The following is a 15,364-nucleotide window of genomic DNA, read 5'->3' on the forward strand; positions in this document are numbered from 1 at the left end:
CGCGATGCTCACGTTCTGCCTCGTTCTCGCGGCCTATATGACCGTCCGCGCGATCGAGAAGGCAGGCTGGAAGTGGCTCGCCGGCGCGGGTGCCGTGATCGGCCTCGCGTTCCTGACGAAGATGCTGCAGGGCGTGGTGATCGTCCCGGCCCTCGGCCTCGCGTACCTCTGGGCCGCGCCGACCTCGCTCCGCCGCCGGATTGTGCATCTGCTCGGCGCGCTCGGCGGCATCGTGGTCGTGGCGGGGGCGTACATCCTCGCGTTCACCCTGACCCCGACGAGCGTCCGTCCCTACATGGCCGGGTCCCAGACGAACAGCTTCCTCGAGCTCACGTTCGGCTACAACGGCTTCGCGCGGATCTTCGGCAACCGCGGCGGCGGGCGTTTCGCGGGCGGCCCGGGAGGAGCGGGCGACGTCGGTGCTGCCGCCGGCCAGAGCGCCGTCGGCGGGCTGTTCGGCGGTGCGGCCGGGGGCTTCCCCGGCGGCAACGGCGGCCCGGGCGGCGCGAGCTTCGGCGGCTCCGCCGGACTCCTGCGCATGTTCGGCTCGAGTTTCGGCACCGAGATCGCGTGGCTCCTGCCCGCCGCGCTCATCCTGCTCGTGGCAGGCCTCTGGTTCACGCGTCGGGCCGTCCGCACCGACCGCGTGCGCGCCTCGCTCATCGTCTGGGGAGGGTGGACGCTCGTCACAGCCGCGGTCTTCAGCTTCATGACCGGCACCGTCCACCCGTACTACGCCATCGCCCTTGCCCCTGGCATCGCGGGCGTGGTCGGCATCGGTGCTGCCGAACTCTGGCGGGGACGTGGGTATTGGCCCTCGCGGATCGTCCTCGCGGTCACGGTCCTCTTGACGAGCGTGTGGACGGCGGTCCTCCTCGGCCGCGACGCGTCCTGGCTGCCGTGGCTGCGGGTCGTCATCGTGGTGCTCGGGGTGCTAACGGCCGTCGGCCTGCTGGTCCGATTCGACCGGCTGCGCTTGGGCGCCGTCGCTGTCGCGATCGCCGCGCTGCTCGCGGGCGGCCTAGGGTCGACGGCGTTCACTGTCGCCACGGCATCGGTCGGCCACACAGGTTCGATCCCGACGTCGGGCCCCTCCGCCGAAGGCGGGTTCGGCAGCGGCTTCGGTAACCGGGCAGGATTTGGCGGCTTCGGTCCTGGCGGCGAGACGGGCACGTCGAGCGACCTCGTGGCCCTCCTCCAGCAGACAACCACCAAGTGGTCCGCCGCGACCAACGGCTCCAACTCGGCCGCGGCACTCGAGCTCGCCTCGAACACCAACGTCATCGCGATGGGCGGCTTCAGCGGGTCCGATCCGTACCCGAGCCTGGACGAGTTCAAGGCCCTCGTCGCCAATGGCCAGGTCTCGTACTACATCGCCGGGGGCGGCATGGGCGGCGGCGGGTTCGGTGGCCGCGGCGGCAGCGACACGTCGGCGATCACGCAGTGGGTCGAGTCCAACTTCCAGGCCACGACCGTAGGCAACACGACCGTCTACAAACTGGTGAAGTGATGACCCAGACCCAGCCGCACCGTCTCGCCGTCCCCGAAGGCGGCCCCGGCGAGCCGGTTGCCAAGGCGCCGGAGGCGGGGATCGCGGAAGGCCGCGTTGTCGCGCGACGAAGGAGTGCAGCGGCCGGAGCGATCCGCGCCGGAGGCGCCGGACTGAAGCGGCTGGAGTTGGCAGTCGCTTTGGCGGCGATCGGCGTCCTGTACATCTGGAACCTCGGTGCGAGCGGCTGGGCCAACGCGTTCTACAGCGCCGCGGCCCAAGCCGGGAGCCAGAACTGGGAAGCGTTCTTCTTCGGCGCGTCGGACGCTGCGAATTCCATCACGGTGGACAAGCCCCCGGCCGCCCTCTGGCTCATGGACCTCTCGGTGCGGATCTTCGGCCTCAGCTCGTGGTCGATCCTCGTGCCCGAGGCCCTCATGGGCGTCGCGTCGGCATGGATCCTGTATCTCGCCGTCCGGCGCGCCGCCCGCCCGGCGACCGGAAGCGATCGCGCAGCGCACGGCGCGGGGCTCCTGGCCGCCGTCGTGCTTGCGCTCACTCCGATCGCCGCGCTCATGTTCCGGTTCAACAACCCGGACGCGCTCCTCGTCCTCCTCATGACGGCCGCGGGCTACGCGACCGTCCGCTCGATTCAGGACGCGAAGGCGCGCTGGCTGCTCGTTGCCGGCGTGCTCCTCGGCTTCGGCTTCCTCACCAAGCAGCTGCAGGTCCTGCTCGTGGTGCCCGGGTTCGGCCTCGCGTACCTGTGGGCCGCCCCGCACTCGCTCGGCCGGCGGCTCACGCACCTGCTCGGCGCCCTCGCCGCGATGGTGGTGGGCGCCGGATGGTGGATCGCCGCCGTGATGCTCACGCCCGCAAGCGCACGGCCCTTCATCGGGGGCTCCCAGACCAACTCGATCCTCGAGCTGACGTTCGGCTACAACGGCTTCGGGCGGCTCAACGGCGACGAGGTCGGATCGGTCGGGGGTGCGAACGGCTGGGGTCAACCGGGGCTGTTCCGGCTGTTCTCGAACTCGTTCGGGGGCCAGATCGCGTGGCTGCTGCCGGCCTCGCTCATCCTCGGCGCCGCACTGCTCTGGGTGGGCCGTCGGGCGCCGCGCACTGACGTGGTCCGCGCGTCGATGATTGCCTGGGGCGGATGGGTCCTGGTGACGGGGCTGACGTTCAGCCTCATGCAGGGGATCATCCACGAGTACTACTCCGTGGCGCTCGCGCCCGGCATCGCGGCCCTCGTGGGCCTCGGTGGCGGCGTCCTCTGGCAACGACGGCGCCTCCCCTTCGAGGCGTCCGTCCTCGCCGCGTCCATCGTGGCCTCGGCGGTGATGGGCGCCGTCCTCCTCGGCCGGGCGTCAGGCTTCGTTCCGTGGCTCCCTTGGGTCGTTGTGGCCGCCGGCCTCGCGAGCGCCGTCGTCGTCCTTGCCCAGGGCTTCGGCACGCCGCTGCCGCGCCTCGCCGCTCCGGCGACGGCCGCCGTCACCCTCGTCGCCGCCCTCGCCGGTCCGCTCGCGTTCACGCTCCAGACCGTCGCGACGCCGCATTCCGGCGCAGTTGTGACCGCCGGGCCGTCTCCCGGCTTCGGCGGTCCCAGCGGCTTCCGCGCCGGGGCACAGTTCGGCGGCCCGAATAACTTCCTGGGCCTGCAGCAAGGCACGCTTCCGTCAGGCACGACGCCGGGCGGCGGCTTCGGCGGGGGACGCGGCGGCGCCGGTGGGCTCCTCGGTGCGACGACGCCGTCGGCCGCCTTGGTGACCGCCCTCGAGACCGACGCGTCGAAGTACACGTGGGCGGCCGCCGTCGTCGGCTCGAACAACGCAGCCGGCTACCAGCTCGCGACCCAGCTGCCCGTCATGGCCCTCGGCGGCTTCAACGGCACCGACCCCTCGCCGACGCTCGCGCAATTCCAAGAGCTCGTCAAGGAGGGGAAGATCCACTACCTCATCAGAGGCAGCCTCATGCAGGGCAACTCGGGTTCCGACACGGCCCGGCAGATCGCGCAGTGGGTCGAGTCGAACTACGAGGGGCAGACGATCGGCGGGGCCACCGTCTACGCCCTCGGGTAGCGCTTCCTCTCCCCCACCGCCGTCACGTTCGCAGGGTCGTTAGCGCGCAACGGGCAGACGAGCGCCCTGTCTCGCAGGGAAGTTCACGTAACGGGAACTTCCCTGCGAGAAGGGAACTCGGCCTTCGCCGCCAAGTCACTCTCTCGCACACAAGTTCCCCTGAGGGTGACTTGTGTGCGAGAAGGTAACTTCTCCTCGCGGCCGGCGGACCGGCGGAACTCCCCTAGGCGTTCCGCCACGGGATGTACTGCACCGCCCATTTGTTGCCGTCGGGGTCCTGGAAGTACACGAAGTGCCCCCAGTCCTGGACGTCGATCTCGCTGCAGTCCACGCCGTTGCCCTTGAGCTGGTCGTAGGCCTTCTGAATGTCGCTCACCACGAGCTGAAGGCTGGGCGCGGTGCCGGGAGGTGCGTCATTGATCCCCTCTCCGATCGCGATCGAGCACGCCGAACCAGGTGGCGTCAGCTGGACGAACCTCAGGTTCTCGTTGACCCGCTGGTCGTAGTCGGCGTTGAAGCCCACCTTGTTGACGTAGAAATCCTTGGCCCGGTCAACGTCGGACACAGGCACGAACACCAGCTCAAGCTTCCAGTCCATGCGCCCACCTTAAAGACGTACGACGACGGGCGGTAGCTTTCGCGGACAGCCTGCGGACAGGACGGGTCCTCAGATTTTTTTGGGAAGCGCGTGACCTTTCGGAGGGCCGCCTCGGTTGAGGGAGCGTAGGGCCGCCCGGCGGTCCTCCCCGTTGGTCTCGATCTGAGGAGTCTTCATGTCCTTCCTTTCCGTCATCGTCTCAAGCAAGGCCGCCCTGAGCGCCGTCGCCCTCGGAGCCGTCGCCCTGGGCGGCGTGGGCACCGCTGCCTACGCCGAGGCCCTCCCGGCCCCTGCGCAGCAGGCCGCGCACGAGCTCATCGGCGCCCCGGCCCCGGCCCTCCCCGCGACCGCCCTTCCGTCCGCGCCGACCGCTCCCGCAGTTCCGACGTCGGCCGCCACCCAGGCCGCGGACGCCGCGAAGTCGGCCGTCGGATCGGCGACGAGCAAGGCCTCGGACCTCCCGTCGTCGGTCGCTCCGAACGCAAACGTGAACGCCCAGGCGGCGCTCGGCCTCTGCACGGCGTACGCCCACGGCGGCCTGACCTCGACGTCGACCGCCTTCCAGAGCCTCGCGACCGCCGCGAAGGGTGAGGGCAACATCACAGCCTACTGCTCTGCCGTGACGTCGAACGGCTCGGCGTCCGTCGACGCGAACGCCACCGCGAATGCCGGCGCCAACACGGCCGTTCCCGCGGTCCCCGCCGTCCCGTCGGTGCCCACCCAGGCCGCCGTTCCGAGCGCCCCGGCCGTGCCCTCGACCGGTGACCTCGGCGCCTCGAGCCTCCCGTCGCTTCCGGTCCAGCGCTAACCTGCGCGCCGACCTGAGGTAGTCTGGCAAGTCGTTTCGCGGGGGTGCGGTCCCACATGCCGCATCCCCGCAGCCTTGCCCGAGACCCAAGACAACACAAGGGAGACCGGTTGGAGCCCCACGAGGACCCGGACCGCGCGACCCGCTCGACGGATCGCAGCGACCATGCGGAACTCTTCACCGCAGCCTTCCGCACCCTCTCGCCATCCGTGCGCGGCTACCTCCGGGCCCGCGGCGTCGAGGACTGCGAAGCGGTGACCCAGGACGTCTTCCTTGCGCTGTACTCGCGGATGGACAGTCTCCGGGGCGGGCTCGAAGGAGCGAAGGCCCTCGTCTTCACGATCGCCCACTCGCGCACGGTGGACCACTATCGCCGCCGCGAACGAACGCCCGCGATGGTCCCCCACGAGCCCGAGTCCGATCTCCGCACCGCACCGGCCACGCCTGAAGATCTGGCCCTTGCCGGAAGCGGCGCCCTCGGCCTTCTGAACGGCCTCACCGAGGACCACCGCGAAGTCCTCCTCCTCCGCGTCGTCGCAGATCTCTCGATCGAGCAGACCGCCGAGATCATGGGACGCACCACGGGAGCCATCAAGCAGCTCCAGCGACGCGCCCTCGAAGCCCTGAGAACCCACGCCCTCACCACAGAACTGAGCACGTCATGAACGCCACGCCCAGCGCGGATGACCAGAGGGTCATCGACGAGATCCTGACGGACCTCGACCCCGAGCGCGCCGACGACGTCCGGCCGCTGCTCGCCGAACTGCGCTCCCTCGCGCATGGCGAGCCTGTCGCTCCGGGGCCGCTGGCAGCGCTCCTCCTCTCCGAGGACGATCTCTCCGAGGACGACCTCTCTGAGCACGACGGCGCCGCCTCCTCGAGCGCGCCGCCCGCCGCTCCCGCGGCAACTGCCGTTCTGCGCGCCGTCCCCGGTACTGGGGCGGGCCGACCCACGCGACGGGGCCGCCGCCGTCGTCCGCTCGCCGCCGCGGCGATCATCGCCGCTGCGGCCGTCGGCGCCGGAGCGGCAGCAGCAGCCGCGGACGAGGGCTTCCGCTCATCCGTGAATGAGGGAATCAGCACGATTGTCGGGGTGCTCGGCGGCCATAGCGACTCGAAGCCCGCGCAGCACGGCTCGCCGGCCAGCGGGACGACGACGACGGTGCCCGCCTCGCCAGCCTCCACCGAGACCCCAAGCCCGAGCGAGTCCGCGGGCCCGCCGGCGGCGCCGCAGAGCGTTCGTCCCGAGGCCCCGAGGGCGACGGCGTCACCCACCCCAAGCCCCACCGGCCCCGGCGCGCTGCCGCAGCTGCCGAGCCCCAATCTGGGCGTGCCCGTTCCGACGCTCCCCGCGCTTCCCGGCGGGCTCCCTGCGCCGTCGACACCGGCGGGCCAGCTCCCGGACGGCCTGCGCTAGCCGCTTGCCCCGTCACGTCCGCAGGGTGCACACCCTGCGGACCTGACGGAGCAACTACTTCGCGAGGCCGTACAGCCGATCGCCGGCGTCGCCGAGACCGGGCACAATGTAGGCCTTCTCGTTGAGCCGTTCGTCGATCGAGGCGAGCACCACGTGGACATTCGCGCCGCCCACACTCTTCTCAAGGCGGGCCAGACCCTCTGGTGCGGCGAGAATGCAGATGCACGTGACGTCGCTCGCGCCCCTCCGGAAGAGGAACTTGATCGCCTCGCTGAGCGTGCCGCCTGTGGCAAGCATGGGGTCGAGGACGAACACCTGCCGGCCGGTCAGGTCTTCCGGCAGCCGTTCGGCGTAGGTGACGATGTCCAGCGTCTCCTCGTCGCGCGCCATCCCCAGGAAGCCCACCTCCGCGGTCGGCACAAGCGTCGTCATCCCCTCGAGCATCCCCAGGCCAGCGCGCAGGATGGGCACCACGAGCGGGGTGGGCTTCGTGAAGGCGGTGCCGACCGTCGTGGTGATAGGGGTCTCGATGGTGACGGGCTCCGTGCGCACCTCCCGCGTCGCTTCATAGGCGAGGAGGGTCACGAGCTCCTCGGCGAGCCGACGGAAGACGGGGCTGGGCGTGTTCTTGTCCCGCAGGACCGTCAGCTTGTGGGCAACGAGCGGGTGGTCCACCACGAGTGTGCGCATGGCTGCAAAACTATCATTCGGGCCTCTGGCTGGAATGGCCCGCGGGAGTACACTGATCGGCATCCTCGAGGAGGAGGTGAGACGCATGAAAGCGCTCATGGTCTCCTTGCTCGCGTACTCCACCGCAGCGACGGGGGCGCTGTTCGGGATGTGGTTGGCCGCTAAATGGCCAAGCCCGAGGTGGAGTCAGCTGTTCGTGTCCTGGGGCGTGATCTTGGCCGTCGTCGCCATCTGGGCGACGGTTCTTTGACGCGCGGCGCTGTCTGCGAGCGCGGCGGCGTCGGGCAGCAGCCCGGCGCCGCCGTTCCCTGTCAGGTCAGCTTGGGGCCGACCCCACGGCTTGCGCGCGCTGCGCCCGGACGAGCCGGAAGGCGCGGTGCGCGAGGACAACGGCGGTGAGCCACGCCAGCCCGATGACCCAGCCCGCAACCACATCGGTGAGCCAATGGTGGCCGAGGAAGACGCGGCTGAGGCCCATCGCGCCCGCGTCCGCGACGCCGACAACGATCGCGAGCACCCGCGCCCACACCCGCCGCAGGTAGAGGCCAAGCAAGTACACGGTCACGCCCGCGATCACGGTTCCGTTGAGGGTGTGACCGCTGGGGAACGACGGCGAGTATTCGTAGGGCGGCACGGCGTCGGCGAGCGGCGGCCGAGTGCGGCCCGTGATCGTCTTGCCGCTGAACGTGATGAGAAAGGCGCCGACCGTGGCCGCCGGGATGAGGATCACGGGAAGGCGCTGACGGTAGACGGCGGCGAGCACCGCGGTCGCCCCGGCCGCGACAATCGGTGCTCCAAGGTTGCCGCCGATGTCCGTGAAAAGGGTCACAGCCGTGTCGAGGCCCGGAGTCCTCAGGGACATGGCGTACTGCAGCGCTGGAACGTCGAGGGCGGCCAGCGCATCGTGCTCCTTGACCGACTCGTAGACCTCCCCTGCCGCCCAGCTGAGGGCGAGGATCACCGCGAGCCCCGCGACGAGCAGGCTCCACAATGACGCGTAGGGGCCGAGCCGTCGGCCGAGTGCCGCAAGGGCCTCCCTCACCGCAACTCCCTTCGCTCTTTGCCGCGAACCTATCATTGACACCGTGGCCTTCCCCGGACTTCCGCCCTCTCCGTATGAGGCGTGGATGCTGCGTGCCCTCAAGGAGGCCAAGGCGGCGCTGGACACGGGCGACGTGCCCATCGGCGCCGTCGTCGCGGGGCCCGACGGCGAGATGATCGCCGTCGGGCGCAACGAGCGCGAGGCGCTGGGCGACCCGACCGCCCACGCGGAAATGGTCGCGATCCGCGCTGCCGCGGCCTTCTTGCGCGAGCGGGCCGGCGGCGACGGCTGGCGGCTCGAGGACTGCACACTGGTGGTGACGCTCGAGCCCTGCGCGATGTGCGCGGGGGCCATTGTGCTGGCCCGGATCCCTCGCGTCGTCTTCGGGGCGTGGGACGAGAAGGCCGGGGCGGCAGGGAGCGTCTTCGACGTCCTGCGAGAACGGCGGCTCAACCACCGGGCAGAGGTCTACGGAGGAGTGCTCGGCGAGGAATGCGGAGACGTCCTGCGGCAGTTCTTCGCCGCTCATCGCTGAGAATGGAAACCATGCGTCACACCCAGGCCGAGACCGTTCTGGGCTCCCTCACCCTCGTCGCCGACGGCGACGCGATCACCGCCGTCTACTTCCCCGTGCACTGGACCCTCCCACAGAAGGCCTCGTTCGGGGAGAGGGTGGGCGAAGACGCGCTGCTCGACGACGCCGCCCGCCAGCTGCGCGAATACCTCGCCGGCGAGCGGCGCGAGTTCGAATTGACGACGGCGCCACGCGGCAATGCCTTCCAGCTCGCCGTGTGGGGGCTGCTCCGCGAGATCCCGTACGGCGCAACAACGACCTATGGAACGTTGGCCGAGCATCTCGGCGGGCGCGGACTGGCGCAGACGGTCGGCCAGGCCGTGGGGCACAATCCATTGGGGATCGTTGTTCCGTGCCACCGGGTCATTGGCAGCGACGGGAGCCTGACGGGGTATGCGGGCGGACTCGACCGGAAGCGGTTCCTGCTCGAACTCGAGGAGCCGCCCGAAGTGAAGGCGAGGCGCCTCTTCTGACCGTCCACCTCCCCCGCCTCACATTTCGCTCCGCACCAGCGTCTACCCAGTGATGGACATGAAACAGCCCTTCGAAAAACTCGTGCTCCTCCACGGCGCGACCGTGCTGCGGGTGTGCCGCGCGGTCGTGGGGCCGGCGGAGGCCGAGGACGTGTGGCAGGAGACGTTCATGGCGGCGCTGCGTGCGTACCCGGAACTTCCCGCCGATGCGAACATCGAGGCCTGGCTCGTGACCATCGCGCACCGGAAGAGTCTGGACACGGTGAGGGCAGTCCGGCGCCGGGCAGTCCCAGTGTCCGAGGTGCCGGAGCGGCCGTCCGATCATGGTCTTCCGGAGGCAGACGCAGAGGTGGACCCCATCTGGCTCAGAGTTGCCCGGCTTCCAGACAAACAGCGGCAGGTCCTTGCCTATCGATACCTCGCCGATCTGCCGTTCAACGACATTGCGGCGATCGTGGGTGGCTCGCCTGCAGCCGCGCGGCGGGCCGCGTCGGACGGCATCAAGTCGCTTCGGGCCACCGCCTCCGCGTCCGCGGCAGAAGGGGAATCAGCATGAACACGAGCGCACAGCCGCTTCGCAGCTCGACCGGTCTTGGGCCGGTGGATCTGGTCATCCCGCCCGAGCTCGTGAGGATCGAGCCGGGGGTTCTCGGCAGACTCCACACGGGTCTGGCCGAACGCGCATCCAGGGAAGGCGTTCTGGACGTGGCGTACCGTGTGGTCGAGACTCCTGTCGGAAAGCTCCTGATCGCCGCCACGGAGCGCGGGCTCGTCCGCGTGGCCTACGAACGCGAGGGCCATGAGGCCGTGCTCGCTGTCCTCGCCGAGCGTCTGAGCCCGAGAATCCTCGAGGCACCCTCCCGGCTGGCCGAGGCGGCCCGTCAGGTCGAGGAGTACTTCTCCGGCCGTCGGAAGGGCTTCGATCTTCCGATCGACCTGAGTCTCGCGGCAGGGTTCCGCCGCACCGTGCTGCAGCATCTCTCTGAGATTGGCTACGGCCACACAGAAAGCTATGCCGAAGTCGCGCGGGCCGTTGGGAACCCGCGGGCGGTCCGCGCCGTGGGGACCGCCTGCGCCACCAATCCTCTGCCCGTGGTGGTTCCGTGCCACCGGGTGCTGCGATCGGATGGAAGCCTCGGCGGATACATCGGCGGGCTGGACGCCAAGTCGTCATTGCTGCAGCTTGAGGCAGTCGCTGCGTGAGCGCTCTCTTCGGCGAGGAGCTACTGGCCCGACCGCGCCGGGAGATTGCTCCCGGCGCGGTGCACGTCCCGGGATGGCTCTCGCTTGAGCAGCAAGCATGGATCTCCGATCGCTATCGCGAATGGGTGCGCGGACCCGTACCACTCCGCGGCGCCAAGGTCCGGGGGCATGTGATGTCGGTCAAGACCGTGTGCCTTGGGTGGCATTGGCAGCCCTACAAGTACACGCGCGAGGCGACCGACGTGAACGGCCGGCCGGTGTTGCCGTTTCCCGCATGGATGGTTCGCCTCGGGCGTCTGGCTGTCGCCGAGGCCTATGGACTGGACCAGACGGCTTACACCCCGGACACCGCGCTCGTGAACTACTACGATGCGGGCGCGAGGATGGGGATGCACCAGGACAAGGACGAAGTTTCCCTGGAACCGGTTGTCTCCCTCTCCATCGGCGATGCCTGCCAGTTCCGCTTCGGTAACGGCGAGGGGCGCGGCCGTCCCTACGAGGACGTGGTCCTCGAGTCGGGTGACCTGTTCGTCTTCGGCGGCCCGTCACGGCTGGCCTTCCACGGCGTCACCAAGATCCACGCGGAGACGGCGCCTGAGGGCTGCGGAATCGAATCAGGGCGCATCAACATCACGCTGCGTGACACAGGGCTGGGCGGATCGGAAGAGAAGGGGACGGAATGAGCGAGCTGACCACCGACGCGGCGGCTGTCGCGGGCGGGGCTGGTGTGGGCGGGGTGGTAGTGGGCGGGGTGGTAGTGGGCGAGGACGGATTGGCGAGGCCCACCTGGGCCAGCGCCGACGCCCTCATGCGCGAGTACTACGACACCGAATGGGGTATGCCGGTGCGGGACGAGCAAGGCCTCTTCGAGCGGATCAGCCTTGAAGGCTTCCAGGCCGGCCTTTCCTGGGCGACGATCCTTCGCAAGCGTCCCGCGTTCCGCGAAGCCTTCCTGAGCTTCGATCCAGACCGGGTTGCGACGTTCACCCAGGACGACGTCGAACGTCTCATGCAGAACGAGGGCATCATTCGGAACCGGGCGAAGATCCAGGCGACCATCCGGAACGCCCAAGCAACCATCGCGCTCCGCGAGGAGGGCGGTCTCGTGGACTTCGTCTGGTCGTTCCGGCCCGGAGTTACCCCGGCGCCCTCGACGCTCTCCGAAATTCCCAGCTCCTCGCCAGAATCGGTGGCCCTCTCGAAGGCGCTCAGGAAGAAGGGCTTCTCCTTCGTGGGTCCTACCACCATGTTCGCCCTCATGGAAGCCGTCGGAATCATCGACACCCACCTCGTGAACAGCCACCGGCGCGGATCCTCGGGCGTGTGGGCGTAGCCATGGGACCCGGAGTCACTGTGCGGCTCGATGCTCCCGGCGGCTTGGACCCGGTCGCAGTGCTCGGCAGCCTCGCGGCTCACAACGTCCCCGGAGCCGAGCTCACCGAAGTGGACGCGATGACCCATTCGCGGGTGCTCCCGGGGCCGGAAGGTCCGCGCGCCGTCAAAGTCCGCTTCGGAACCGAGGGCGTGGACGTGGAGTTCGAGCAGGTCCTCGAGGATTCCGAGTCGGACGCCCTCATTCGAACCGTACGGCGTTGGCTGGACCTCGACGCTGATCTCGATCCAATCCGCGCCGCGCTCAGCCCCGATGCCCGCCTTGCACCGCTCGTCGCCGCCCGACCAGCGCTTCGTGTCATCGGCACCACGGATCGATTCCAGACTGCGGTCACGACCGTCCTCGGGCAACAGGTCTCCCTGGCTGCGGGCCGCACGTTCTCCGGCCGCCTCGTCGCAACGTTCGGCGAGCCAACGCCCTCGGGCCTCCGGGCGTTCCCGCACCCCGACGCTCTCGCCGCAGCCGACCTCGAGGAGTTGCGTGCCGTCGTCGGCCTCACTTCGGCCCGGGCACGCACGGTCGTGACCCTCGCCAAGAAGTGGAGTGAAGCAGGCACCGCGCTGACGCCTGAACAACTTCTCGCGATCCCGGGCATCGGGCCGTGGACGGTCGACTATCTATCCGTGCGCTTCGGGGATCGAGACGCGTTCGCACCCGGGGACCTCGTGCTCCGACGGGCCCTCGGTGGAATCACGGCGCGCGAGGCCGAGGCTCGCTCGCAGGCTTGGCGCCCCTTTCGCGCATACGCGCTTGTGCACCTCTGGACAGCGGCCGCCTATTCGCTCGGGTGACGCGCGAACGAACCGGAAGCTACTCGTCCCTCGATTCGTCCCGTTGCTCCGACGGCTCCTTCCCGTCAAGGTTGTAGCTGTACGGCGCTCTCACAGGCTGTGCCTTCTCATCGATGAGCTCGTTCACCGCGTGGGAGACGAGGTCGCGCTGCATTGTCGGAAGGACGAGCAGTCCGTTGAGGTAGGCGTCGACCTCGTACTCACCCGCGCTGCCGGTCAGGCTGAAGTACCGTAACCACACCTGCCCGATGGTGAGTCCTGCGGCCTCGACGGCCTCTCGAGTAAGTTTCCATTGCCTCTCCGCCCCATTGCTGCCCGTATCCATCCTGGTCCTCAGAGAACAGGTCGCCCAGCAACGATCTCCTGGGCGATGTCGCGAAGGGCCCTCTTCTCGAGCCGTGAAAGGGACATGATCCTGGAAAGTGCCTCCTCGGGGTCGAGGTGTTCCCGTTCCATCATGATCCCTGTTGCCATGCGAATCGCGTCGCGGTCCGCAATTGCTTGGGACATCCGCTGGCTCGCCCGTTCGGCAGCGTCTCTTGCCTGAACGTTGGCGAGCATCACGGCCGCGGGGCGCGCGAGCATCTCGAGAAGACGAGCGTCCCGCTCCGTGAATGTCCCCGGGGTGTTCGAATAGACCTTCATGGCCCCGATGGTCGTGCCTCCCGCCGTCAGCGGCGTGCTCATCGCGGAGCGCAGCCCTATGACGGCGGCCGGTTGCGTCCACAGCGGCCAACGGGTCTCGGTTGCAATATCTGTAATGACCTGGGTCCTTTCTTCCGCCCAGGCGCTGAGGCAGGGGCCTTGGCCCACGTCGTACTGAAGCCGATCGGCCTCCAGCACAACCTCGTCCGTCGCGCCCGTGCTGGTCTCGCGTCCGCGTTCGTCGATCAAGGTTGCCCCCCCTCCTGAAGCATGAGGGACCGCCTCCATGGCGGCCTGAGCGAGGGACTGGACGGCCTCTGCGGCGGACTCACGGGTCAGCAGTAGGTCGGCAAGGCGGGCGGTCAGCACCGCCAGTTCCTGGGCGAGCGGCAGATCCATCATCATCACCGGCTCTCGCTCATGCTTTTGCGTATCGTCATCGTTCCCTCGGTCGGAATGGATTGTCAGTCGAAATGAGTTGTCGGGTCCACTTCCCCGAAACGAGCCAGAATCTGTGCTGCAAGATCGCGGAGTTTGACGTTGCGGCTTATCGAGGCTCGGCGGAGAATGTCCACCGCCTCCTCCTGATTGCACCCTGACTGCGCCATGATGACGCCCGTAGCGAGGTTGATCGCTGTCCGGGATTCAAGAGCCGCGGCGAGGTCTGCGGACCTTTCCGTCTCCGTTTCCATCCTGACGGCAATCCGCATAGACGAGGACGCCAACTCGGCGAATGCCTCAGCACTGGCTTTGACTTCGCCGGCGAACGCACCGACTTCCTCGGCATAGCAGTTGAGTGCCGCCTGAGCGCCAGCTTCCAAGACGATGGGAACGGCAAGGATGGCGCGTACTCCCGCATCCATTGCCGCCCGGCGGTAGACGGGCCACCGGCCTTCGTGCAGGAGGTCCTCCACCTCAACAACCCTGCCGATCCTCAAGGCGGTGACGCAGGGGCCCTCCCCGCTCTGGTACTGCAGCTCGTCCAAGCCGGTTGCGAAGCCGTCGCTGAAGGCGACGGTGGCTCCGCGCCGTTCCCTGATCACGGTGACGCTGCAGTAGACAGTCCCGCGATGTGACATCTCCTGTGCCGCCACCTGCGTCAGGCGTGAAAGGAATGATTTGAGGTCCGGAGTGTCGAGGAGAAGGGCCTGCAACTCGGCAACCTCGGTGCTGGTCCACTCCGAGTGCATGTCCTGAAGCCTCCCCAGGCCGCGAAAAGGTCCTTTGATTTCTCCCCTTGATAGCACGCTACACCTCTGCACGCCTGGGTACTCCGTCTCCTAAAGGCGAATTTTCTGCGCCCGGTGGACCCGCCCCCCACTCGTCTTATTCTCATCAATGAGCGGAAGGAGCCTGCTCGCCAAGCGTCCCTCGTCGGCCGACGCGGGACGGATGGAAGGCAGCAGCTCCGCCATGACCACCACAGCACCATCCGCCAGGGAGGCGATCCTCAAGGCGTGCTTCGAGCTCTTTGAAAGACGAGGGGTCCGCGCCTCGGTTGTCGATGATCTGGTGGAGGCCTCGGGGGTTGCCAAGGCCACCTTCTACAGTTACGTCCATTCCAAGGAAGAAGTCGCCTTGGAGTACCTCGATCACCTCTACCTCACGTGGGTCGAAGCGCTCGAAGCGGGCGTCGCCGCACGCGGCGACGGGCCAGAGTCTCTTGTGGGCATTTTCGACGCCGTGGAGAGGCTGTGCGGCAAGAAGGGTGAAACGCCCTGCGCTTCCATGGTCCATATCCTCGCGGAGTTCGGCACCGAGGAACCGTTGGGCAAGGCGAGTGTTCGGTACTCCGAACGCCTGACCGCGCGCATCGCCATGCTCGCCCAAGCCGCGGGCCTCAGCCAGCCGGCGGAATTCGCGAGAGATTGCCGCCTGCTCATTGACGGCACCATCCTGTCCGATGCGGCAGGCAATTCCCGGTCGGTCGAGAACGCCAAGACGATAGCGGGGACTCTCATCGAGCACCACGTCTCGCGTCAGGGAGTGCAAGGAGCCCGTGCATAGACCGCCCCGTCGACTGGCCCCCCAGCGGGGGGGGGGGGGGGGGGGGGGGGGCGGGGGCCCGCGGCGCGGGGGCGGCCCCCGGGGGGGGGGGGGGGGGGGGCCGCGCCCGCCCGCCCCCCCCCCCCCCACCCCCACCCCCCCCCCCCCCCCCCC

General features: G+C 68.9%; 20 protein-coding genes. 14 read left to right on the forward strand and 6 right to left on the reverse strand.

The window, feature by feature from the left end; all coding sequences use genetic code 11:
• Together ACTHL9_RS06360 and ACTHL9_RS06365 are read left to right on the forward strand one after the other, a co-directional pair.
• The coding region (locus ACTHL9_RS06360) for a glycosyltransferase family 39 protein (RefSeq protein WP_440518005.1) at positions 1-1,510 on the forward strand (1,510 nt) is incomplete at its 5' end.
• Positions 1,510-3,570 carry an ArnT family glycosyltransferase gene (locus tag ACTHL9_RS06365; RefSeq protein ID WP_440518006.1) on the forward strand — a complete coding sequence of 687 codons (2,061 nt, stop codon included), beginning with the start codon at positions 1,510-1,512 and terminating at the stop codon, positions 3,568-3,570. The genes ACTHL9_RS06360 and ACTHL9_RS06365, both read left to right, overlap by 1 nt.
• Positions 3,571-3,793: 223 nt before the next feature.
• Here ACTHL9_RS06365 and ACTHL9_RS06370 read toward each other — a convergent pair whose 3' ends face one another.
• On the reverse strand, positions 3,794-4,168 hold the full coding sequence (locus ACTHL9_RS06370) for a glyoxalase superfamily protein (protein WP_440518007.1): 375 nt from the start codon (positions 4,166-4,168) through the stop codon (positions 3,794-3,796).
• A gap of 175 nt (positions 4,169-4,343) precedes the next feature.
• On the opposite strand from ACTHL9_RS06370, the gene ACTHL9_RS06375 reads away from it, so the two are divergent.
• The 3 genes from ACTHL9_RS06375 to ACTHL9_RS06385 all read left to right on the forward strand — a co-directional run bounded on the left by ACTHL9_RS06375 (position 4,344) and on the right by ACTHL9_RS06385 (position 6,393).
• Positions 4,344-4,976 (forward strand): protein tyrosine phosphatase, encoded by a 633-nt coding sequence (locus ACTHL9_RS06375; protein WP_440518008.1) that lies wholly within the window; start codon positions 4,344-4,346, stop codon positions 4,974-4,976.
• A 110-nt stretch (positions 4,977-5,086) separates the two neighbouring features.
• A complete protein-coding gene (locus tag ACTHL9_RS06380) occupies positions 5,087-5,641 on the forward strand; it encodes an RNA polymerase sigma factor (RefSeq protein ID WP_440518009.1) in 555 nt (184 codons plus the stop codon).
• The gene (locus tag ACTHL9_RS06385; protein WP_440518010.1) at positions 5,638-6,393 is read left to right on the forward strand and encodes a hypothetical protein; all 756 of its coding nucleotides are present in this window, start codon (positions 5,638-5,640) and stop codon (positions 6,391-6,393) included. Before ACTHL9_RS06380 ends, ACTHL9_RS06385 begins: the two co-directional genes overlap by 4 nt.
• A gap of 54 nt (positions 6,394-6,447) precedes the next feature.
• Here the strand turns inward: ACTHL9_RS06385 and upp are convergent, their stop codons facing one another.
• Entirely contained in the window at positions 6,448-7,083 is a 636-nt protein-coding gene (upp, locus tag ACTHL9_RS06390) for a uracil phosphoribosyltransferase (RefSeq protein ID WP_440518011.1), read from the reverse strand.
• An 85-nt stretch (positions 7,084-7,168) separates the two neighbouring features.
• On the opposite strand from upp, the gene ACTHL9_RS06395 reads away from it, so the two are divergent.
• Positions 7,169-7,333, forward strand: coding sequence for a hypothetical protein (locus tag ACTHL9_RS06395; RefSeq protein ID WP_440518012.1), 165 nt, complete (start codon positions 7,169-7,171; stop codon positions 7,331-7,333).
• A 66-nt stretch (positions 7,334-7,399) separates the two neighbouring features.
• On the opposite strand, the gene ACTHL9_RS06400 is transcribed toward ACTHL9_RS06395, so the two are convergent.
• Positions 7,400-8,125: a phosphatase PAP2 family protein gene (locus tag ACTHL9_RS06400; RefSeq protein WP_440518013.1), complete on the reverse strand. Its 726-nt coding sequence runs from the start codon at positions 8,123-8,125 to the stop codon at positions 7,400-7,402.
• Positions 8,126-8,210: 85 nt separating this feature from the next.
• Here ACTHL9_RS06400 and ACTHL9_RS06405 point away from each other — a divergent pair, with 85 nt between their 5' ends.
• Genes ACTHL9_RS06405 through ACTHL9_RS06435 form a run of 7 tightly spaced genes read left to right on the forward strand, consistent with a single transcriptional unit; the run spans position 8,211 to position 12,559 of the window.
• Entirely contained in the window at positions 8,211-8,660 is a 450-nt protein-coding gene (locus ACTHL9_RS06405; RefSeq protein WP_440518024.1) for a nucleoside deaminase, read from the forward strand.
• Positions 8,661-8,671: 11 nt separating this feature from the next.
• Positions 8,672-9,172, forward strand: a complete 501-nt coding sequence (locus ACTHL9_RS06410; protein ID WP_440518014.1) for a methylated-DNA--[protein]-cysteine S-methyltransferase — start codon at positions 8,672-8,674, stop codon at positions 9,170-9,172.
• A 58-nt stretch (positions 9,173-9,230) separates the two neighbouring features.
• On the forward strand, positions 9,231-9,728 hold the full coding sequence (locus ACTHL9_RS06415; protein WP_440518015.1) for an RNA polymerase sigma factor: 498 nt from the start codon (positions 9,231-9,233) through the stop codon (positions 9,726-9,728).
• Positions 9,725-10,375: a methylated-DNA--[protein]-cysteine S-methyltransferase gene (locus ACTHL9_RS06420; protein WP_440518016.1), complete on the forward strand. Its 651-nt coding sequence runs from the start codon at positions 9,725-9,727 to the stop codon at positions 10,373-10,375. Before ACTHL9_RS06415 ends, ACTHL9_RS06420 begins: the two co-directional genes overlap by 4 nt.
• The gene (locus tag ACTHL9_RS06425; RefSeq protein ID WP_440518017.1) at positions 10,372-11,058 is read left to right on the forward strand and encodes an alpha-ketoglutarate-dependent dioxygenase AlkB; all 687 of its coding nucleotides are present in this window, start codon (positions 10,372-10,374) and stop codon (positions 11,056-11,058) included. Before ACTHL9_RS06420 ends, ACTHL9_RS06425 begins: the two co-directional genes overlap by 4 nt.
• The gene (locus ACTHL9_RS06430; protein ID WP_440518018.1) at positions 11,055-11,708 is read left to right on the forward strand and encodes a DNA-3-methyladenine glycosylase I; all 654 of its coding nucleotides are present in this window, start codon (positions 11,055-11,057) and stop codon (positions 11,706-11,708) included. Before ACTHL9_RS06425 ends, ACTHL9_RS06430 begins: the two co-directional genes overlap by 4 nt.
• A 2-nt stretch (positions 11,709-11,710) precedes the next feature.
• The gene (locus ACTHL9_RS06435) at positions 11,711-12,559 is read left to right on the forward strand and encodes a DNA-3-methyladenine glycosylase family protein (RefSeq protein ID WP_440518019.1); all 849 of its coding nucleotides are present in this window, start codon (positions 11,711-11,713) and stop codon (positions 12,557-12,559) included.
• A gap of 19 nt (positions 12,560-12,578) precedes the next feature.
• On the opposite strand, the gene ACTHL9_RS06440 is transcribed toward ACTHL9_RS06435, so the two are convergent.
• Genes ACTHL9_RS06440 through ACTHL9_RS06450 form a run of 3 tightly spaced genes read right to left on the reverse strand, consistent with a single transcriptional unit; the run spans position 12,579 to position 14,466 of the window.
• Positions 12,579-12,884: a hypothetical protein gene (locus ACTHL9_RS06440; RefSeq protein WP_440518020.1), complete on the reverse strand. Its 306-nt coding sequence runs from the start codon at positions 12,882-12,884 to the stop codon at positions 12,579-12,581.
• An 8-nt stretch (positions 12,885-12,892) separates the two neighbouring features.
• Positions 12,893-13,609, reverse strand: a complete 717-nt coding sequence (locus ACTHL9_RS06445; protein WP_440518021.1) for a GAF domain-containing protein — start codon at positions 13,607-13,609, stop codon at positions 12,893-12,895.
• Positions 13,610-13,668: 59 nt separating this feature from the next.
• Entirely contained in the window at positions 13,669-14,466 is a 798-nt protein-coding gene (locus ACTHL9_RS06450; protein ID WP_440518022.1) for an ANTAR domain-containing protein, read from the reverse strand.
• 76 nt (positions 14,467-14,542) lie between these two features.
• Here ACTHL9_RS06450 and ACTHL9_RS06455 point away from each other — a divergent pair, with 76 nt between their 5' ends.
• Positions 14,543-15,211, forward strand: a complete 669-nt coding sequence (locus tag ACTHL9_RS06455) for a TetR/AcrR family transcriptional regulator (protein ID WP_440518023.1) — start codon at positions 14,543-14,545, stop codon at positions 15,209-15,211.
• Positions 15,212-15,364 lie beyond the last annotated feature (153 nt).

The organism is Sinomonas sp. (assembly GCF_051955515.1).
GTDB lineage: Bacteria > Actinomycetota > Actinomycetes > Actinomycetales > Micrococcaceae > Sinomonas.